We start from the raw sequence: 16002 nt of genomic DNA on the forward strand, positions 1-16002 counted from the left end.
TCAGCGCTCCGCCAACGCGCGCCGCTGCGCGGCCAGCGCCTGTCCGGCGGCGACCGGATCGCGCGCCACGCGCTCGCCGGCCTGCAATCCAGCCAGTACCTCGACCCGCTGCGCATCCTGCCGGCCCACGCGTAGCTGGCGCAGGCTCAGCGTGCCGGCGGCGAGCACATAGGCCGCGCTGAGTTCGCCACGCTGCAGCAACGCCGCGCGCGGCATCCACAGCGTGGCCGTGGCCGCGTCGGCGCCAGCGTCGGGGACCGCGAACGCGACCTTGGCGGTCGTCCCCGGCGCCGGTGCCGGCGCCAGCGCGGGCAACGGCACGCGCACCGTCACGCTGTGGCTGTTCGGATCGGCGGTGGGGAACACCACCACCTGCGGCACCGTCAGCGCGCGGCCATCGTCCAGCCGCACCTGCGCGCGCGGCGCGGCGCGGATCGCCGCGGCGTCGGACTGCGGCACCTGCACGTCGATGCGCTGCGCGCCAGGCGCGTACAGCGACAGCAGCGCCTGGCCGGTCGCCACCGCTTCGCCCGGCTGCACCTGGCGCGCGCTGACCACGCCGGCGAACGGCGCGCGGATCACCGTGTAGTCGGCCGGCTGCCGCGCCTGCGCCAGTTGCGCAGCGGCGGACTGGCGCGCCGCGACCGCGGCATCGCGGGTGGCCCGGGCCTGGTCCAGTTGCGCACGCGACACGTACTGCGCGCCGGCCAGCGCGGCATAGCGGCGGTAGCTGGCCTCGGCCTCGTCGGCGCTGGCCGCGGCCGAACGCAACTGCGCCTGTGCGCTGTCCACGCTGGCGCGCTGCTCCACCGCGCTGAGCCGCAGCAGCACCTGGCCGGCGGCGACGCGATCGTTGACGTCCACGCGCACTTCGAGCACCCGCCCGTCGGTCTGCGCCGACAGGTCGGCATGCTCCACCGCGGCGACCACGCCGTCCCAGGCGCGCGCGGCGGGATCGGCGAACGCCACCGGGTCGGTCTGCAGCGCGGGCAGCGGCGGCGGCACCGCCGAGGCGGATTCGTGGCGGCACGCCGCCAGCGACAGGCTCGCGGCCAGCGCGATCGAGAGGGCAAACGGCTTCACGCGGCGGCTCCAGGACGAGGGTTCGACGGAACCCGGTCGGTGCCAGCGAACCGTCGCTGGCTGCGAGATAAATTAGAATTTTCTTATATTAGAGTCAACTGATATTATGAGCATCGTTCATCCACCGGAGCCCCCCAATGCCCCATTCCTCCGCACAAGCCCTGGTCGACAAGGCACGCCCGCAGATCCACGAGGTCGATACCGACGCCGCCGCCACGCCGCTGCCCGGCGAATGGATCATCGACGTGCGCGAACCCGGCGAGTTCGCCGTCGGCCACCTGCCCAACGCGATCAACATTCCGCGCGGCATCCTCGAATTCCGTCTCGACACCGACCCGGCGCTGGCCCGGCGCGACCAGCCGATCCTGCTGTACTGCGCCAGCGGCGGCCGCTCCACGCTGGCCGCGCTGAGCCTGCAGCACCTCGGCTACAGCGCGGTGCGCTCGTTGAACGGCGGCTTCCTCGGCTGGACCGCGGCCGGCCTGCCGGTCGCCTTCTGAGTCCAATGGCCCGCCGTCTGCAACCCGCGATGGATCCTGCGGCGATGCGCGCGCATGCCGGCGAGGCCGCGCGCCTGCTGAAGGCGCTCGGCAACGAGAAGCGGCTGCTGTTGCTGTGCCTGCTGGTGGACCACGAACACTCGGTGGGCGAACTCAACACGCGCCTGGACCTGAGCCAATCGGCGCTGTCGCAGCACCTGGCGGTGCTGCGCGAGGACGGCCTGGTGCAGACCCGCCGCGACGGGCAGACCATCTATTATTCGCTGGTCCCCGGCCCGGCGCAGCGCATCCTCGATACCTTGCACGGCATCTATTGCAGCGCCGGCCCTTCCTCTCCCGCCAAGGCAGGCCCATGAGCCAGGTTCCCCACGTCCACCCCTTCCACCACGCCGGTTCCGGCACCTGGAGCTATCTGGTCGAAGACGGCCACGACGCCGCGGTGATCGATCCGGTGCTGGACTTCGATGCGGACACCGCCACGCTGCGCGACGCGCCGGTGCAGGGCCTGGCCGAGCTGCTGTCCGCGCGCGGCCTGCAACTGCGCTGGATCCTGGAAACCCACGCCCATGCCGACCACGTCTCCGCGGCGCAGTGGTTCAAGCGGCGCTGGCCGCAGGCGACGCTGGCGATCGGCGCCGGCATCCGCGCGGTGCGCGCGCGCTTCGCGCCGCAATTCGGCCTGGCCGAGGACGCTGGCGACGGGCGCTGCGGCTTCGACCACCTGTTCGCCGACGGCGAGCGTTTCGCGATCGGTGCGCTGCAGGCGCAGGTGATCGCGGTGCCCGGACATACCGACGACAGCATCGCCTACCTGATCGGCGACGCCTTGTTTCCGGGCGATTCGCTGTTCATGCCCGACAGCGGCACGGCACGCTGCGATTTCCCCGGCGGCGATGCGGCCACACTGTTCCGCTCGATCCAAGCGCTCTACGCACTGCCGGCCGCCACCCGCGTGTTCGTCTGCCACGACTACGGCGCAGGCGGCCGCGCGGTCGCCTGCGAAACCAGCATCGGCGCGCAGCGCCGCGACAACATCCATGTGCGCGACGGCATCGGCGAAGCCGAGTTCGTCGCGTTGCGGCGCGCGCGCGACGCGACCTTGGCGCCGCCGCGGCTGATGCAGCCGTCGGTACGCGCCAACATCCAGGCCGGCCGCACCGACGACCTGCACGCCGCGCCGCAGTGAAGGCGGTAGGATGCGGGCATGCCCCGCACGATCGCATTGCGCTGGCGACGGCCTGCGCGCCGTGCGCGCCAGGCCAAGCCGATCGCCGCCCGTCCCCCTGATTCCCGGAGCGCCTCCATGTCCCGTTCGCTACTCCGCCTGCTGTGCCTGCTCTCGCTCGTCGTCGCCCTGGCCGTGCCGCCGGCCTGGGCACAGGCGCCGCTGACCGTGTTCGCCGCCGCCAGCCTGAAGGAATCGCTGGACGAGGCCGCGGCCGCCTACCAGCAGTCCAGCGGCACGCCGGTGCAGGTGTCGTACGCGGCCAGCTCGGCGCTGGCGCGGCAGGTGGAACAGGGCGCGCCGGCGGACGTGTTCTTCTCCGCCGACCTAGAGTGGATGGACTATCTGCAGCAGCGCCGGTTGGTGGATCCGGCGCAGCGCCGCAACCTGCTCGGCAACACGCTGGTGCTGGTCGCGCCGGTGGCGAGCGCCGCCAAGGTCGATCTGCGCAGACCCGGCACGCTCGCCGCCGCGCTCGGTGCGCAGGGCCGCCTCGCGGTCGGCCAGACCAGCAGCGTGCCGGCCGGCAAGTACGCGCGCGCCGCGCTGCAGAAACTCGGCCAGTGGGACGGCGTGCAGACGCGCCTGGCCGAATCGGAAAGCGTGCGCAGCGCGCTGATGCTGGTCGCGCGCGGCGAGGCCCCGCTGGGCATCGTCTACGGCTCCGACGCCAAGGCCGAACCGAAGGTGCGGGTGGTGGCGGTGTTCCCGGCCGACAGCCATGCGCCGATCGTGTATCCGGTGGCGGCATTGCGCGCTGGCAAGAATCCCGCCGCGGCCGACTTCGTGCGCTGGCTGGGGACCGCGCCGGCGCAGGCGATCTTCCAGCGCCGCGGTTTCTCGCTCGCGCGCTGAGCCATTGCCGTTGTTTGCATTCACGCCGCAAGAGCTCACCGCGATCGCGCTCAGCGTCAAGGTCGCACTGGTCGCGGCCTTGGGCAGCCTGCCGTTCGGCGTGGCCTGCGGCTGGCTGCTGGCGCGGCGCCGCTTCCCTGGCAAGGCGCTGCTGGATGCGTTGCTGCATCTGCCGCTGGTGATGCCGCCGGTGGTCACCGGCTATGTACTGCTGATCGTGCTCGGCACGCAGGGACCGGTCGGCGCGTGGCTGCTGGACCACCTGGGCGTGCAGTTCGCATTCCGCTGGACCGGCGCGGCACTGGCCAGCGCAGTCATGGGATTCCCGCTGATGGTGCGCGCGATCCGCCTGGCGCTGGAATCCACCGACCGCCGCCTCGAGGCCGCCGCGGCCACGCTCGGCGCCGGGCCATGGCGGGTGTTCTTCAGCATCACCCTGCCGCTGGCCTGGCCGGGGCTGGTCGCCGGCACCGCGCTCGCCTTCGCCAAGGCGCTGGGCGAATTCGGCGCCACCATCACCTTCGTGTCGAACATTCCCGGGGAAACCCAGACCCTGTCGTCGGCGATCTACGGCCTGCTGCAGGTGCCCGGCGGCGAATCGGGCATCTGGCGGCTGGCGGCGGTGGCCCTGGCGATCTCGCTGGCGGCGCTGCTGCTGTCCGAATGGCTGGTGCGGCGCCAGCGCGGGCCGGAGGCGGACGCGTGAGCCGGCGCAGCGCCGCTGCAGGCGGTCGGCCAGCGTGGGGTGTCCGCGCCGCGCCGCATTCGCCACACGATGCGAGCGTGCGCCAATGCTGAGCATCGATATCGAAGTGCAGCGCGGCCGCTTTCAGCGCCGCTTGCGGGTCGAGGAGACGGCGCGGGTGGTCGCGCTGGTCGGCCCGTCCGGCGCCGGCAAGACCAGCATGCTCAACGCCATCGCCGGCGTGCTGCGGCCGCGCAGCGGACGCATCGTCATCGACGACCGCGTGCTCTACGACAGCGCCGCCGGCATCGACGTGCCCACCCACCGCCGCCGCATCGGCTACGTGTTCCAGGACGCGCGGCTGTTCCCGCACATGGACGTCCGCCGCAACCTCGGCTACGGCCGCCACGGCCGCGGCCAGGCCGAGCGCTTCGGCTTCGAGGCGGTGGTGGAACTGCTCGGCATCGCGCCGCTGCTGGCGCGGCGCCCGGGCAATCTGTCCGGCGGCGAGGCGCAGCGCGTGGCGATCGGCCGCGCGCTGCTGTCGCAGCCGGCGATCCTGCTGTTCGACGAACCGCTGTCGGCGCTGGACGCGCAACGCCGCGGCGAACTGATTCCGTACCTGCAGCGCGTGCGCGACGAGGTGCGCCTGCCGATGCTGTACGTCAGCCACCAGGCCGAGGAAGTGGAACGCATCGCCGACGCGATCCATCGGCTGGAGTAGCGCGCCGACGCCGCGTTCACCGCCGATGGCCAGACTGTGCGCCATCGCAACGAAGCCAGGCCGCCGCCATGCGCCGCTACCGCAAGCACGATTTCCCGCTCGACCAGGTGCGCCGGTTCCTGGAACCCGGCCCGGTGGTGCTGGTCGGCTCGGCGTGGAAAGGGCAGCGCGACATCATGACCATGGGCTGGCACATGGTGCTGGAGTTTTCGCCGTCGCTGATCGCGTGCTGCATCTCCAGCGCCAACCACAGCTTCGAACTGGTCCGGCGCAGCAAGCAATGCACGATCAACCTGCCGACCGCGGACCTGCTCGACACCGTGGTCGGCATCGGCAACAGCAGCGGCGCGCAGCTCGACAAGTTCGCGCACTTCGGCCTGACCGCGGTGGCCGGCACGCACGTCGATGCGCCGTCGATCGCCGAGTGCTATGCCAGCTTCGAGTGCCGCCTGCACGACGGCCGCCAGATCGCCAGGCACAACCTGTTCGTCTGGGAAGTGGTCAAGGCGCATGTCGCCACGTCGCCGAAACTGCCCAGGACCCTGCACTACCGCGGCGACGGCAAGTTCATGCTGTCCGGCGCGGAAGTCTCGCGGCGGCGCCTGTTCAAGCCGGAGATGCTGTAGCGCGGCGGCGATCCTGCCGCCGCCCACATGGGGCATCTCTCTCAAGACGCTGCCCTTGTAGGAGCGGCTTCAGCCGCGACAGGCTCTACCGGCAACGCGTATCGCAATCGATGGTCAGACACCGACCGAATCACTTCAGCGACCCGCAACCATGCGAGCAAGACCTTCCTGTCACGGTTCGGCATCTGCTCACGCACTCAACGCCCACCGCGACCGCCCACGCGCCCTGCCTGCACGCTGGCCTTGCCCTCGCGCACCTCGAAGGTGAACGCGTAGGCCAGCGTCACCGGCACCTCTTCCACCGACACGGCATCGTCGCAGCGTCCCTCCATCGCCGGCCGCTGCGCCGGATCGGCATAGGTGCAGATCGCCGCGGGCACGAAGCGCCAGCGCGCGACCTCCTGCTGTACCGCCTGCAGCAGATCGGCGTTGTCCGCCAGCGCGCCGGCACGGCATTCCTCGCGGTCGCGCAAGGGCTCGCTGCGCTGCACCGCGCCTTGCGCGGACAGGATCACGCGCACGCACACCGTGGTCGGCGCCAGCGTGCGCCGTGGCGAATCGGCCGGCAGTTGCGGCGTCGGCGCGTCCAGTGGTTGCGGCATGCGGAACACCTGCTGCGGCTGCATCGTGTAGGCGGTGATGGCCCCACCCGGGGCACCATCGCCGCGTGGCGCCAGCAGACGCTGGTCCACGGAATCCAGCCGCTGGGTCTGCTCGCGCTGCGGCTGGCTGGCGCAGCTGGCCAGGCACAGGCACGCGCTGGCCAGGCAGATCCTGTGCAGGCTCATCGCTTGGCCGTCTTGATGGACATGCCGCAATACACGCGCCGGGTCGGCCTTTGCTCGACGACAGAGACAACGTCGCAGGTTTGCTCAGGCGCATCATCCGCTTCCGTATCCACCAGATACCAGCGGTAGTCCGATGCATTGGGGACCCCAGATGGCGCATCCACAGGCTCCCTTCCGGATTCGAAGTTGACCGGTATCTGCAGCCGCGACGCGACCGGCCGTCCCTGCTTCTGCGCCGGAACGAAGCGCCACTGCCTGGCGGCGGCAATCGCCGCCTGATCCAGCGCGGCGTTGCCGGTGCCACGACCAAGCAACTGCACATCGCTGACGGCGCCGGCGGCATCCACGCTCACCAACAGCGACAGTTTTCCCGAGGCGCCCTCGTCCAGGGCGTCGCGCGGATAGGCCGGTGGCGGCATGGCCAGCGGTTTGGCCGGTGTGGCCGCATGCTTGGCGGATGTGGTCGCAGCCTCGGCTGCCGACGCGAGCAGCATTGGCGAGCGCGTTTCAGCGTTGGCCGGCGCCGTGCCTACCGCGGAAGCGGTCCCCGCCCGCGCGCCCGCATCCGGTGCTTGCGCATCCGCCAGCGCGGGCGCACTGCCGCTTCCTGCCAACGCGGACGCCGGCAGCGGTTGCAACGCCCATGCCGCGCCACCGCCGCACAGTGTCGCCATCGCCACCACGGCGATGCCCGCACGCCGCCGCCAGCCGCTCACGGCCGGCCGCTGCAGCATCCCGATCCGCTGCCGCAAGGTATGCCCCGCCTGCCAGTGGCAGCCGACCGGCAACGCGATCGCATCCAGCTGGGTCTGCAACATCGCCTCGGCGTAGCTGCGCCGCGAGGCCGGGTGCCGCACCAGTACCGCCGCATCGCAGGCCAGCTCCTGGTCGAAGCGGAACCGCGCCGCGGCCCAGTGCAGCAAGGGGTTGAACCAGTACGCACAGCGCAAGGCGGCCAGCAACAGGTTGTGGCGGGTGTCGCCGCGGGCGATATGCATGCGCTCGTGGGCCAGCACCAGTTGCGCCTGCGCAGACGGATAGCGCTGCGCGAAATCCATCGGCAGCACCACCCGCGGGCGCCAGGCGCCGAGCACCAGCGGACCGTGCTGGGCGTGCTGCGCGTACAGGACCCCATCGGCGCCGGGCGACAGCCGCCCCAGGCTGCGCCGGTAACGCCGCTGCTGCAGCCACAGAACGACCGCCATCGTCGTTGCGCCCAGCGACCACAGCGCAACCACCCACAACGCGACCCAGTTGCCTGCGATCGGCAGCGCACCCGCGGTTTCCGCCGCTCCCTGCGGCGCACTCACCCAAACCTGCGGCATCGCCAACGCCGTCGGCAGCGCCGGACGCACATCGCCAGGCAGCAACACGGCGAGCATGGCCAACGGCACCATCCCCCATGCCGCGTAGGCGACGCCGGCACCGAACGCGCGCCGCAATGGCGCACGCAGCGCCAACACCAACAGGATCGCCGCGCTGCCCGACAGCGCCGTGGCCCACATTCCCGCTACGAAGGTATCAACGCTCATCGTCCAGCTCCTGGATCAGTCGTTTGAGTTCGGCGATATCGGCGTCGCTGAGCTTGCCGCGTTCGCTGAAATGGGCCACCAGCGGCGCCACACGGCCGCCGAACAGGCGTTCGAGCAGGCCTTCGCTCTGTTGCTGCACCCACTGCTCGCGTTGCAGCAGCGGCGAATACAGATAACGGCGGCCTTGTTTTTCGGCGCGGATCGCGCCCTTGTTGAGCAGCCGATTGAGCAAGGTCTTGACGGTGGGTTCGGCCCAACCGCCATGCCCGGACAGGGCCGCGAACACCTCCTCCGCACCGAGCGGGCTGCGGTCCCACAGCACCTCCATCACCACGGCTTCGGCATCGCTGATCGACATGTCGTTTACGCCTGTAATTTTTACCGATTACATGAGTAATCGAAACCATTGTCAAGCGCTTTCGCCAACCGCGGAAGCTCGCGATCGCGGCGCTCGCCTAAGCTATGCCGATGACCGACTCCCTCGAAGACCTCGACGCCGCTGCCGAGCTGATCCTGCAGCGCATCCCCGGCCCACTGCGCATCGGCGCGCCGCTGGGCATCGGCAAGCCGCACCGCCTGCTCAACGCGCTGTACGACCGGGTCGCCGCCGATCCGCAGCGGCCGATGCAGCTCTACACCGCGCTGTCGCTGAACCCGCCGGCGCCCGGCGGCGGACTGGAAGGCCGCTTCCTGCGCCCGTTCGTGCAGCGCCATTTCGGCGACGACTTCCCGCAGCTCAAGTACGTGCAGGCCCTGCAGCGCGATGCGCTGCCGGCGCATATCCAGGTGGAAGAGTTCTACATGCAGTCCGGCGCGCTGCTGCGCTCGACGCAGGCGCAGCGCAACTACACCAGCCTCAACTACACCCATGCGGCCGATGCGGTGGCGCAGCGCGCGCCCAACCTGATCGTGCAGAAGGTGGCGCGCGACCCCGACGGCACCCGCCTGTCGTTCTCCTGCAACAACGACATCACCCAGGACACGCTGGACGCAGTGCGCCGGCGCGGCCTGCCGCGGCCGCTGCTGGTCGCCGAGGTGGATCCGCAGCTGCCGTGGATCGGCGGCAGCGCGGCGGTGGAGCCGTCGTTCTTCGACGTGGTGGTGAACCCGCCGGGTCCGTATCCGCGCCTGTTCGGACTGCCGCGGCAGCCGGTGGCCGACGCCGACTATGCCATCGGCCTGTATGCGAGCGCGCTGGTGCGCGACGGCGGCACGCTGCAGATCGGCATCGGCACCCTGGCCGATGCGCTGTGTCACGCGCTGGTATTGCGGCACACCGACAATGCGCGCTACCGGCAGGTGCTTGCGGCGCTGGATCCGGAACTGGCAACGCACCCCGCGGTCCAGGAATGCGGCGGGCTCGCACCGTTCTCGATCGGCCTGTTCGGCTGCAGCGAGATGCTCAACGAAGGCTTCCGCCAGCTGGTCCAGTGCGGGGTGATCAAGCGCAAGGTGCTCGACGACGCCGCGCTGATGCAGCGCGTGGCCGACGGCAGCGCCGATGCCGACGACCAGGCGCGGCTGCAGCGCGACGGCGAATACCTGCAGGGCGCGTTCTACCTCGGCTCGCCCGAGTTCTATGCCTGGCTGCGCGAGATGGCGCCGGAGGCGCGCGCCGGCATCGGCATGCACCGGATCAGTGCGATCAACCAACTGTACGGCGACGAGCGCCTGCGCCGCCTGCAGCGGCGCGAGGCGCGCTTCTTCAACTCGTGCATGATGGCCACCGTGCTGGGCGCGGCAGTCTCCGACGCGCTGGACGACGGCCGCGTGGTGTCCGGCGTCGGCGGCCAATACAACTTCGTGGCGATGGCGCACGCGCTGGACGACGCGCGCAGCGTGCTGATGTTCCGCGCCGTCCGCGGCGAGGCGCCCGCGCTGCACTCCAACGTGCGCTGGAACTATGGCCACACCACGATTCCGCGCCACCTGCGCGACATCTATCTCAACGAGTACGGCATCGCCGACCTGCGCGGCCTGACCGACGAAGACTGCATCGTCGGCATGATCGGCATCGCCGATGCGGCGTTCCAGCCTGCGCTGCTGGCCGAGGCCAAACAGGCCGGCAAGCTGTGCGCCGACGTCCTCGCGCGACCGCACTGGCAGCGCAACCGCGCCGAACGCGTGGGCGCCGCGCTGGCCCCGTTCCGCGCCGACGGCACCCTGCCCGACTATCCGCTGGGCAGCGACTTCACCGAGGTCGAACAGCGCCTGCTGCGCGCGCTCACCTGGCTCAAGCGCAACACCGCCAGCACCGGCACGAAGCTGGCCACCGTGGCGCGCGCGCTGCTGTCGCGCGACCCCGGCGATCCGGCCAGCCTGCAACGCATGGCGCTGGATGCGCCGCGCGGCATCGGCGAGCGCATGGAGGCGCGCCTGCTGGCCTACGCCTTGCAGCAGACCAGGCCGCACTGAACATCGCGCCGCCGCGAGGCGGCGAAGCCGGCACCACTGCCGCACACCTCGGCCATCGCCGAGGTCACCGCATCGCCACATCCGCTGCGTAGGGTGGCCTCGCCCGCAGGACGCGGCAACCAACGCCCGTCCACCACGACGGCCGCTCCATCGGCATGCCGGTCGCGCTGCGCAACGTTTCGTTGCGCGTTCGCTGGCGTGCCGGATGGCGACCGGATGCCGGACGGGGGCGGCACTTCGCCCATCTCCCCCAAAGACCAAAGGCACCTCGTTCATGCGCGGATTCCGATCGCTCGCTGTGTTGCTTTCCCTGTTGTCGTGCAACTGCCTACCCGCCTTCGCCGGCACGCAAGCCAATGGTCCCGATTCCTACAGCGGCAGCTACGACCGCCCCGGACGCCCGGCCATCGTAGGCCATCGCGGCGCGGCGGGGATTCGTCCCGAAAACACCTTGTCCTCGTTTCGCGAAGCGCTGGAACTGGGCGCGGACGCGCTGGAGACCGACGTGCACCTGACCCAGGACGGCGTGTGGGTCATCAACCACGATTTCTTCCTGAATCCGGATGTCGCACGCGACGGCGACGGCCAATGGAATGCACCCAAGACCCCGCTGTCGGCCATGACCTATGCGCAGATCGAACGCTACGACATCGGCCGCGCACGCCCGGGGTCGGCCTACGCCAGGGAGCATTCCGCGCTGGTGGCGGTCGACGGCGAGCGCGTGCCCACGCTCGATCAGCTGATCGCGCTGATCCGCGGCCACGACGACACGACCCAGTTGTTCCTGGAAATAAAATCCTTGCCGATCGTTCCCGGCTTGAGCGCCGGCCCCGAGGTGCTGGCCCGCAGGGTGGTCCAGGCGCTGAACAAGAACGACTTCAAGCAGCGCACCTATGTGCTGTGCTTCGACTGGAACGTGCTGCGCGCGATCCATCGTCTCGACCCGGCGATCCGGCTGGTGTTCCTGACCCAGGACGTCAAGCGCGCGCTCGCCCGCGACGACGCGCGTGCGCTGACCAACAAGGACGCGCACAGCGTGATGCAGCAGATGAGCGGCCTGGACGGACTGGGCGGACGCTCGGTCGGCGAGGCGGTCCGCGACGAAGGCGGAACCATCTGGGACATCAACTATGCCGACATCACCGCCGCCGACCTGGCCCAGGCACGCCACGACCATCTGCGACTCGGCGCGTGGACCGTGGACGATGCCGACACCGCACGCCTGCTGTACAACCTGGGCGTGGACTACATCACCACCAATCGCCCGGACGTGATGCTGCAGGCGTTCGGCAAGGATGCCGCCGTGAACGCTCCTCTGCCGCCTGGCGCCTCGCGCTAGCCGACAACGCATCCCGCCCGTTGCGCCAGCGCGGCGCAGCGGGCCATGCAGAGGGTGAACATGGCAACGTGTGACGCGGCGCGGCAACAAGACGGAAAGCATTGCGTCAAGCTGCATCGGGATGATCATCACATCCTGTTCTTCGGTCTAGCCGCATGCACCTCCGTTCATCCGCCCATCCGACGCCGGATAGGGCCTGTCGCTCTGCGGCGCGTGGCGCCCGGGCCAAACGTATCGAACGTATCAAACGTGCACTGCTTGGCCTGTTGGCGCTCGCGCCGCTCGCGTTGCACGCCGCACCGCGGCTCAACGAGCTGCAATACATCGGCAGCCACAACAGCTACCACGCCGGCTTCGCGCCCAGCGAAGCCGAACTCTGGAAACGCACGGATCCGGCCATGTTCGCGACGCTGGATTACCGCCATCCGCCGCTGACGCAGCAACTCGACGACGGCGTCAGGCAGATCGAACTGGACATCTATGCCGATGCCAAGGGTGGCCGCTATGCGCACCCGGCGATCGTCGGGCAGATCGCCGAGGCCGGCCTGCCGCCGGCGCCGGCCATCGCCGCGCCCGGGGTGATGGAAACGCCGGGATTCAAGGTCATGCACGTGCAGGACCTGGACCAACGCAGCACCTGCCAGCCGCTGGTCGCCTGCCTGCAGGAAGTGCGCGCATGGTCCACACAGCATCCGGGCCATCTGCCGGTGTTCGTGCTGCTGGAAACCGAGGAGTCGTCGTTGCAGTTGGCGTTCCCGACCGTGCAGCCCGAACCTTTCGATGCCGCCGCGATGGATGCGCTGGATGCGGAAATCCGCTCGGTCTTCCGGCCCGACGAGTATCTGAGTCCGGACCAAGTGCGCGGCACGGCGCCGACGCTCAACGCCGCAATTCTTGCGCACGGCTGGCCGTCCCTGTCCGAAGCGCGCGGCAAGATCGTGTTCCTGCTCGACCAGCATTCGGTGGGCCGGCATTACCTGCCCGGCCATCCTTCGCTGCGCGGCCGCGTGTGCTTCACCAATGCCATTCCGGGCGAAGCCGATGCGGCCTTCACCGAGCGCAACGACGGCAGCGCGGAAGAGATCGCACGCCTGGTGAAGGCGGGATATCTGGTGCGTACGCGCACCGATGCGGACCTGAAGGAGCCGGCGCGCGGCGACACCACACGCCGCGACAGCATGCTGGCCAGCGGCGCGCAACTGCTCAGTACCGACTATCCGGATCACGAACCGGCCGCCTCCGGCTATGTGCTGCGCTTCGCCGGCGACGCGGCGGCGCGCTGCAATCCGCAATTCCCGGCGGCGCACTGCGCCGGCTACGACCTGACGCACTAACCGCAGCGGCCGTTGCGCAACGCACGCGTGATCGCGATGGCGATCGCCGCTGGACGCGTGCGCGCGATCGGGTCCGACCGATCTCCCCAGACTCCCACCCGAGCCACCGACATGCAGCGCACCCACACGATCAGCCGCTTGGCCTGCTCCATCGTACTGGCGCTGTCCGCGCCGGCATTTGCGGATACCCCGGACCAGAATCCTAAGACCCTGGCGTCGGTTAATGTGGAAGCGGACCAGACCCCGGCGCCGGGGTCGATCAACGAACAGCGCCTGTCCGACAGCGTCAACAGCGTGATGGACAAGGAGCAGATCGACGCCATTCCGTCGGCCGGCATCGCCGACGTGCTCGCGCACATGCCGGGACTGTCGGCCTACAGCGACATGCACCTGGGCCAGGCCGCCACCGGCGAGAATGCCTACGTCAGCATCCGTGGCATGGACGCCAGCTACAACGCCTACACCCTCAACGGCTTCGGCATGCCCGAAACCGACTCCTCGACCCGCGCGATTTCGTTGAACATGCTGGCCCCGTTCGGCATCCAGTCGGTGCAGGTGTCCAAGGCGCCGACTCCCGACATGCCCGGCGATGCGATCGGTGGCGCCATCGACATGCGCACGCCCAGCGCGTTCGACTTCGACCGCGATTTCTATGCCAAGACCACCGCCCAGGGCAAGCTGAGCGCACTGGCCTCGGACCTGGGCACGAAGGACAAGGGCGGCACGCTGCAGCAGGAACTGGCCTGGAAATTCGGCGAGCACCAGGCGTTCGGCCTCTACCTCTCCGGTTACTACGGCAAGTCGAACACCCTGGCGCAGGCCACCTCGCCCAACACCCCCTACACCCCGGTCGATCCGGCGCAGGCCGATGCCACCGACCTGCGCGATGTCGGCCCGCTGGTCGACACGCAATACAAGTACAGCCTCTATACCAACCAGATCGAACGCTACGGCGGCAACCTCGCGCTCGATTGGCAGGGCGAGCACAGCACGCTGTACGCCCGCGCGATCTATGGCGCCTACAACGTCACCGGACAACAGGATCAGGCCGGCGCCGCATCGGCGAGCAGCGGCGGCGCGCCGATCGCGGTACGCGGCGAATACTTCAACACGCGCGACATCCAGGAAAAGCTGGCGACGCTGCAACTCGGCGGCAAGACCACGCTCGACAAGCTGCAGTTCGACTACGGCACCTCGTTCGGCCGCGGCACCCGCAACCGTCCGGACTACGTCGAAGCGAGCATGTATGCGCTGACCGCCGGCAACTACGCGTTCGACCTCAGCGACCCGACCTATCCGAACCTGGCGCCCAGCTCCGACGCGCTGAAACGCTATTTCTACGATCTGGACACGCCACACTTCTGGAAAGTGCAGGGCCACGACGCCGGCAGCCACGACAACCGCGCCAACGCGCATGTCGACATCGCCTACCGCGTGGACGACAGCGTGCTGGAGAGCGTCAAGGTCGGGCTGTCCGCCGACCATTCCGAGCGCGGCGCCTACGATCACGCGTTCTTCCACAACGACAACAACTTCGTCTACGGCGGCCCCTACTTCGGCGGCCCCGACTATCCGTTCTATGCGGCCGGCGGCCCCACCCTGGCCGCGTTGCCCGGCAAGATCGTCAACGGCGGCTTCGACGGCAGGTTCGCCGGTCCGCTCAAGATCGTGGACCGCAACTGGGTGCTGGCGCAGGCCTTGCCCTACAAGTACGTCGACGATCCCAACGGCGCAGGCGTCTACACCGCCAACGACTACAACGCCAACACCACCTCCAGTACCGAAGCGACCTATTCCGGCTACGCGATGGCCACGCTGCACCTTGGCGAGGTGACCGTGCTGCCTGGCGTACGCTACGAACTGACCCGCTACTCGGCCGATTCCTGGCAATCCAACGGCGACGATGCCACCGGCCGCTTCGTCGGCACCGGCCGCACCTATGGCGAAGTGCTGCCGGGGATCAGCCTCAACTATCGCCCGGACGATCTCACCGTCTATCGCGCCTCGCTGCGGCGCAGTTTCAGCCGTCCGGCCTTTGGCCTGATTTCCGGCGAGACGGTGTACTCGATCGATGACACCAGCGGCAAGCTGCTGGGCATTTCCAAACCCAATCCGGATCTGAACCCGAGCAAGGCCGACAACGCCGATCTGTCCGCGGAGTTCTACGACGCGCACGGCGGCGTGCTCAGCGCCTCAACCTACTACAAGCGCATCACCGGCTTCGTCTACACCTCGCAATCGTCCACCAGCAACGACAACACCCTCGGCGGCCTGGTCCCTACCGGCACCACACTGGAAAACGGCGTACCGGTGACCATGCCGCAGAACGGCGGCACCGCCAAGCTCTACGGCGTGGAATTGGCGGCCAGCAAACGCCTGCAGGATCTGCCCGGCATCTGGGGCAATTTCGGCGCCACCGCCAACCTGACCCTGCAGCACAGCTCGGCCGACAGCAAGCGCGCCGACCAGCCGGAGAACACCTGGTTGCCGCGCGCACCGGAGCGCATCTACAACCTGGGCCTGTTCTACGACGACGCGCAACTGCGCGCCGACCTGAGCTACAACTACACCGGCCTGCAGCTGCTCGGCCTGACCAGCGACCGCCTCAACTACTACCTGCAGCCGGTGAAGTCGCTGGACTTGAACGCCACCTACCACCTGCCGCACGGTATCGACGTCGGCGTGTCGGTCAAGAACCTGCTCGACGAAGCCACGTTCTACGAAACCCAGGGCAAGTCCAAGCGTTACCTGGCCTACGATCCCGGCGCCGACGGCGCCTACGTCGAGACCGGGCGGGTGTACATGCTGACGCTGGGCTATACCTACTGAGCGAGGCGTGCAGGCGCTGCAACGCGCTCGCGTTGTCGCGCAGCACACAGCACGCGCGAGGCGGATC

At 69.4% G+C, this 16002-nt stretch carries 15 protein-coding genes; 11 read left to right on the forward strand and 4 right to left on the reverse strand.

Going from position 1 to position 16002, the window contains the following annotated elements; translation table 11 throughout:
- Nucleotides 1–1083 carry an efflux RND transporter periplasmic adaptor subunit gene (locus HDC36_RS10170; RefSeq protein WP_179566845.1) on the reverse strand — a complete coding sequence of 361 codons (1083 nt, stop codon included), beginning with the start codon at nt 1081–1083 and terminating at the stop codon, nt 1–3.
- Nucleotides 1084–1220: 137 nt separating this feature from the next.
- Between HDC36_RS10170 and HDC36_RS10175 the strand changes: the two genes are divergently transcribed.
- The 7 genes from HDC36_RS10175 (at nt 1221) to HDC36_RS10205 (ending at nt 5698) form a co-directional block, all read left to right on the forward strand.
- Complete coding sequence (locus HDC36_RS10175; protein ID WP_179566847.1) at nt 1221–1583, forward strand: rhodanese-like domain-containing protein; 363 nt, start codon at nt 1221–1223, stop codon at nt 1581–1583.
- Nucleotides 1584–1588: 5 nt separating this feature from the next.
- Entirely contained in the window at nt 1589–1939 is a 351-nt protein-coding gene (locus HDC36_RS10180) for a metalloregulator ArsR/SmtB family transcription factor (protein ID WP_179566849.1), read from the forward strand.
- Nucleotides 1936–2769, forward strand: coding sequence for an MBL fold metallo-hydrolase (locus HDC36_RS10185; protein ID WP_179566851.1), 834 nt, complete (start codon nt 1936–1938; stop codon nt 2767–2769). Before HDC36_RS10180 ends, HDC36_RS10185 begins: the two co-directional genes overlap by 4 nt.
- Nucleotides 2770–2886: 117 nt before the next feature.
- Nucleotides 2887–3663 (forward strand): molybdate ABC transporter substrate-binding protein, encoded by a 777-nt coding sequence (gene modA / locus HDC36_RS10190; RefSeq protein ID WP_179566853.1) that lies wholly within the window; start codon nt 2887–2889, stop codon nt 3661–3663.
- A gap of 10 nt (nt 3664–3673) precedes the next feature.
- The gene (modB, locus tag HDC36_RS10195) at nt 3674–4369 is read left to right on the forward strand and encodes a molybdate ABC transporter permease subunit (protein WP_179566855.1); all 696 of its coding nucleotides are present in this window, start codon (nt 3674–3676) and stop codon (nt 4367–4369) included.
- Between the two features lie 85 nt (nt 4370–4454).
- Entirely contained in the window at nt 4455–5072 is a 618-nt protein-coding gene (locus HDC36_RS10200; protein ID WP_179566862.1) for an ATP-binding cassette domain-containing protein, read from the forward strand.
- 68 nt (nt 5073–5140) lie between these two features.
- Nucleotides 5141–5698, forward strand: a complete 558-nt coding sequence (locus HDC36_RS10205) for a flavin reductase family protein (RefSeq protein ID WP_179566864.1) — start codon at nt 5141–5143, stop codon at nt 5696–5698.
- A 197-nt stretch (nt 5699–5895) separates the two neighbouring features.
- Here HDC36_RS10205 and HDC36_RS10210 read toward each other — a convergent pair whose 3' ends face one another.
- The 3 genes from HDC36_RS10210 to HDC36_RS10220 are packed head-to-tail and all read right to left on the reverse strand — an operon-like array spanning nt 5896 to nt 8376.
- On the reverse strand, nt 5896–6480 hold the full coding sequence (locus tag HDC36_RS10210) for a hypothetical protein (protein ID WP_179567992.1): 585 nt from the start codon (nt 6478–6480) through the stop codon (nt 5896–5898).
- A 2-nt stretch (nt 6481–6482) separates the two neighbouring features.
- Nucleotides 6483–7991 carry a TonB family protein gene (locus HDC36_RS10215; protein ID WP_255432674.1) on the reverse strand — a complete coding sequence of 503 codons (1509 nt, stop codon included), beginning with the start codon at nt 7989–7991 and terminating at the stop codon, nt 6483–6485.
- A gap of 16 nt (nt 7992–8007) precedes the next feature.
- Complete coding sequence (locus HDC36_RS10220; RefSeq protein ID WP_179566868.1) at nt 8008–8376, reverse strand: BlaI/MecI/CopY family transcriptional regulator; 369 nt, start codon at nt 8374–8376, stop codon at nt 8008–8010.
- Between the two features lie 110 nt (nt 8377–8486).
- On the opposite strand from HDC36_RS10220, the gene HDC36_RS10225 reads away from it, so the two are divergent.
- The 4 genes from HDC36_RS10225 to HDC36_RS10240 all read left to right on the forward strand — a co-directional run bounded on the left by HDC36_RS10225 (nt 8487) and on the right by HDC36_RS10240 (nt 15935).
- A complete protein-coding gene (locus HDC36_RS10225) occupies nt 8487–10433 on the forward strand; it encodes an acetyl-CoA hydrolase/transferase C-terminal domain-containing protein (RefSeq protein ID WP_179566870.1) in 1947 nt (648 codons plus the stop codon).
- A gap of 274 nt (nt 10434–10707) precedes the next feature.
- The gene (locus tag HDC36_RS10230; RefSeq protein WP_255432675.1) at nt 10708–11772 is read left to right on the forward strand and encodes a glycerophosphodiester phosphodiesterase family protein; all 1065 of its coding nucleotides are present in this window, start codon (nt 10708–10710) and stop codon (nt 11770–11772) included.
- 263 nt (nt 11773–12035) lie between these two features.
- Complete coding sequence (locus HDC36_RS10235; RefSeq protein ID WP_255432729.1) at nt 12036–13106, forward strand: phosphatidylinositol-specific phospholipase C1-like protein; 1071 nt, start codon at nt 12036–12038, stop codon at nt 13104–13106.
- Between the two features lie 111 nt (nt 13107–13217).
- Nucleotides 13218–15935: a TonB-dependent receptor gene (locus HDC36_RS10240; protein WP_179566876.1), complete on the forward strand. Its 2718-nt coding sequence runs from the start codon at nt 13218–13220 to the stop codon at nt 15933–15935.
- The last annotated feature ends 67 nt before the right edge of the window (nt 15936–16002 follow it).

Origin of the sequence: Xanthomonas sp. JAI131, from assembly GCF_013410075.1 — a bacterium.
GTDB lineage: Bacteria > Pseudomonadota > Gammaproteobacteria > Xanthomonadales > Xanthomonadaceae > Xanthomonas_A > Xanthomonas_A bonasiae.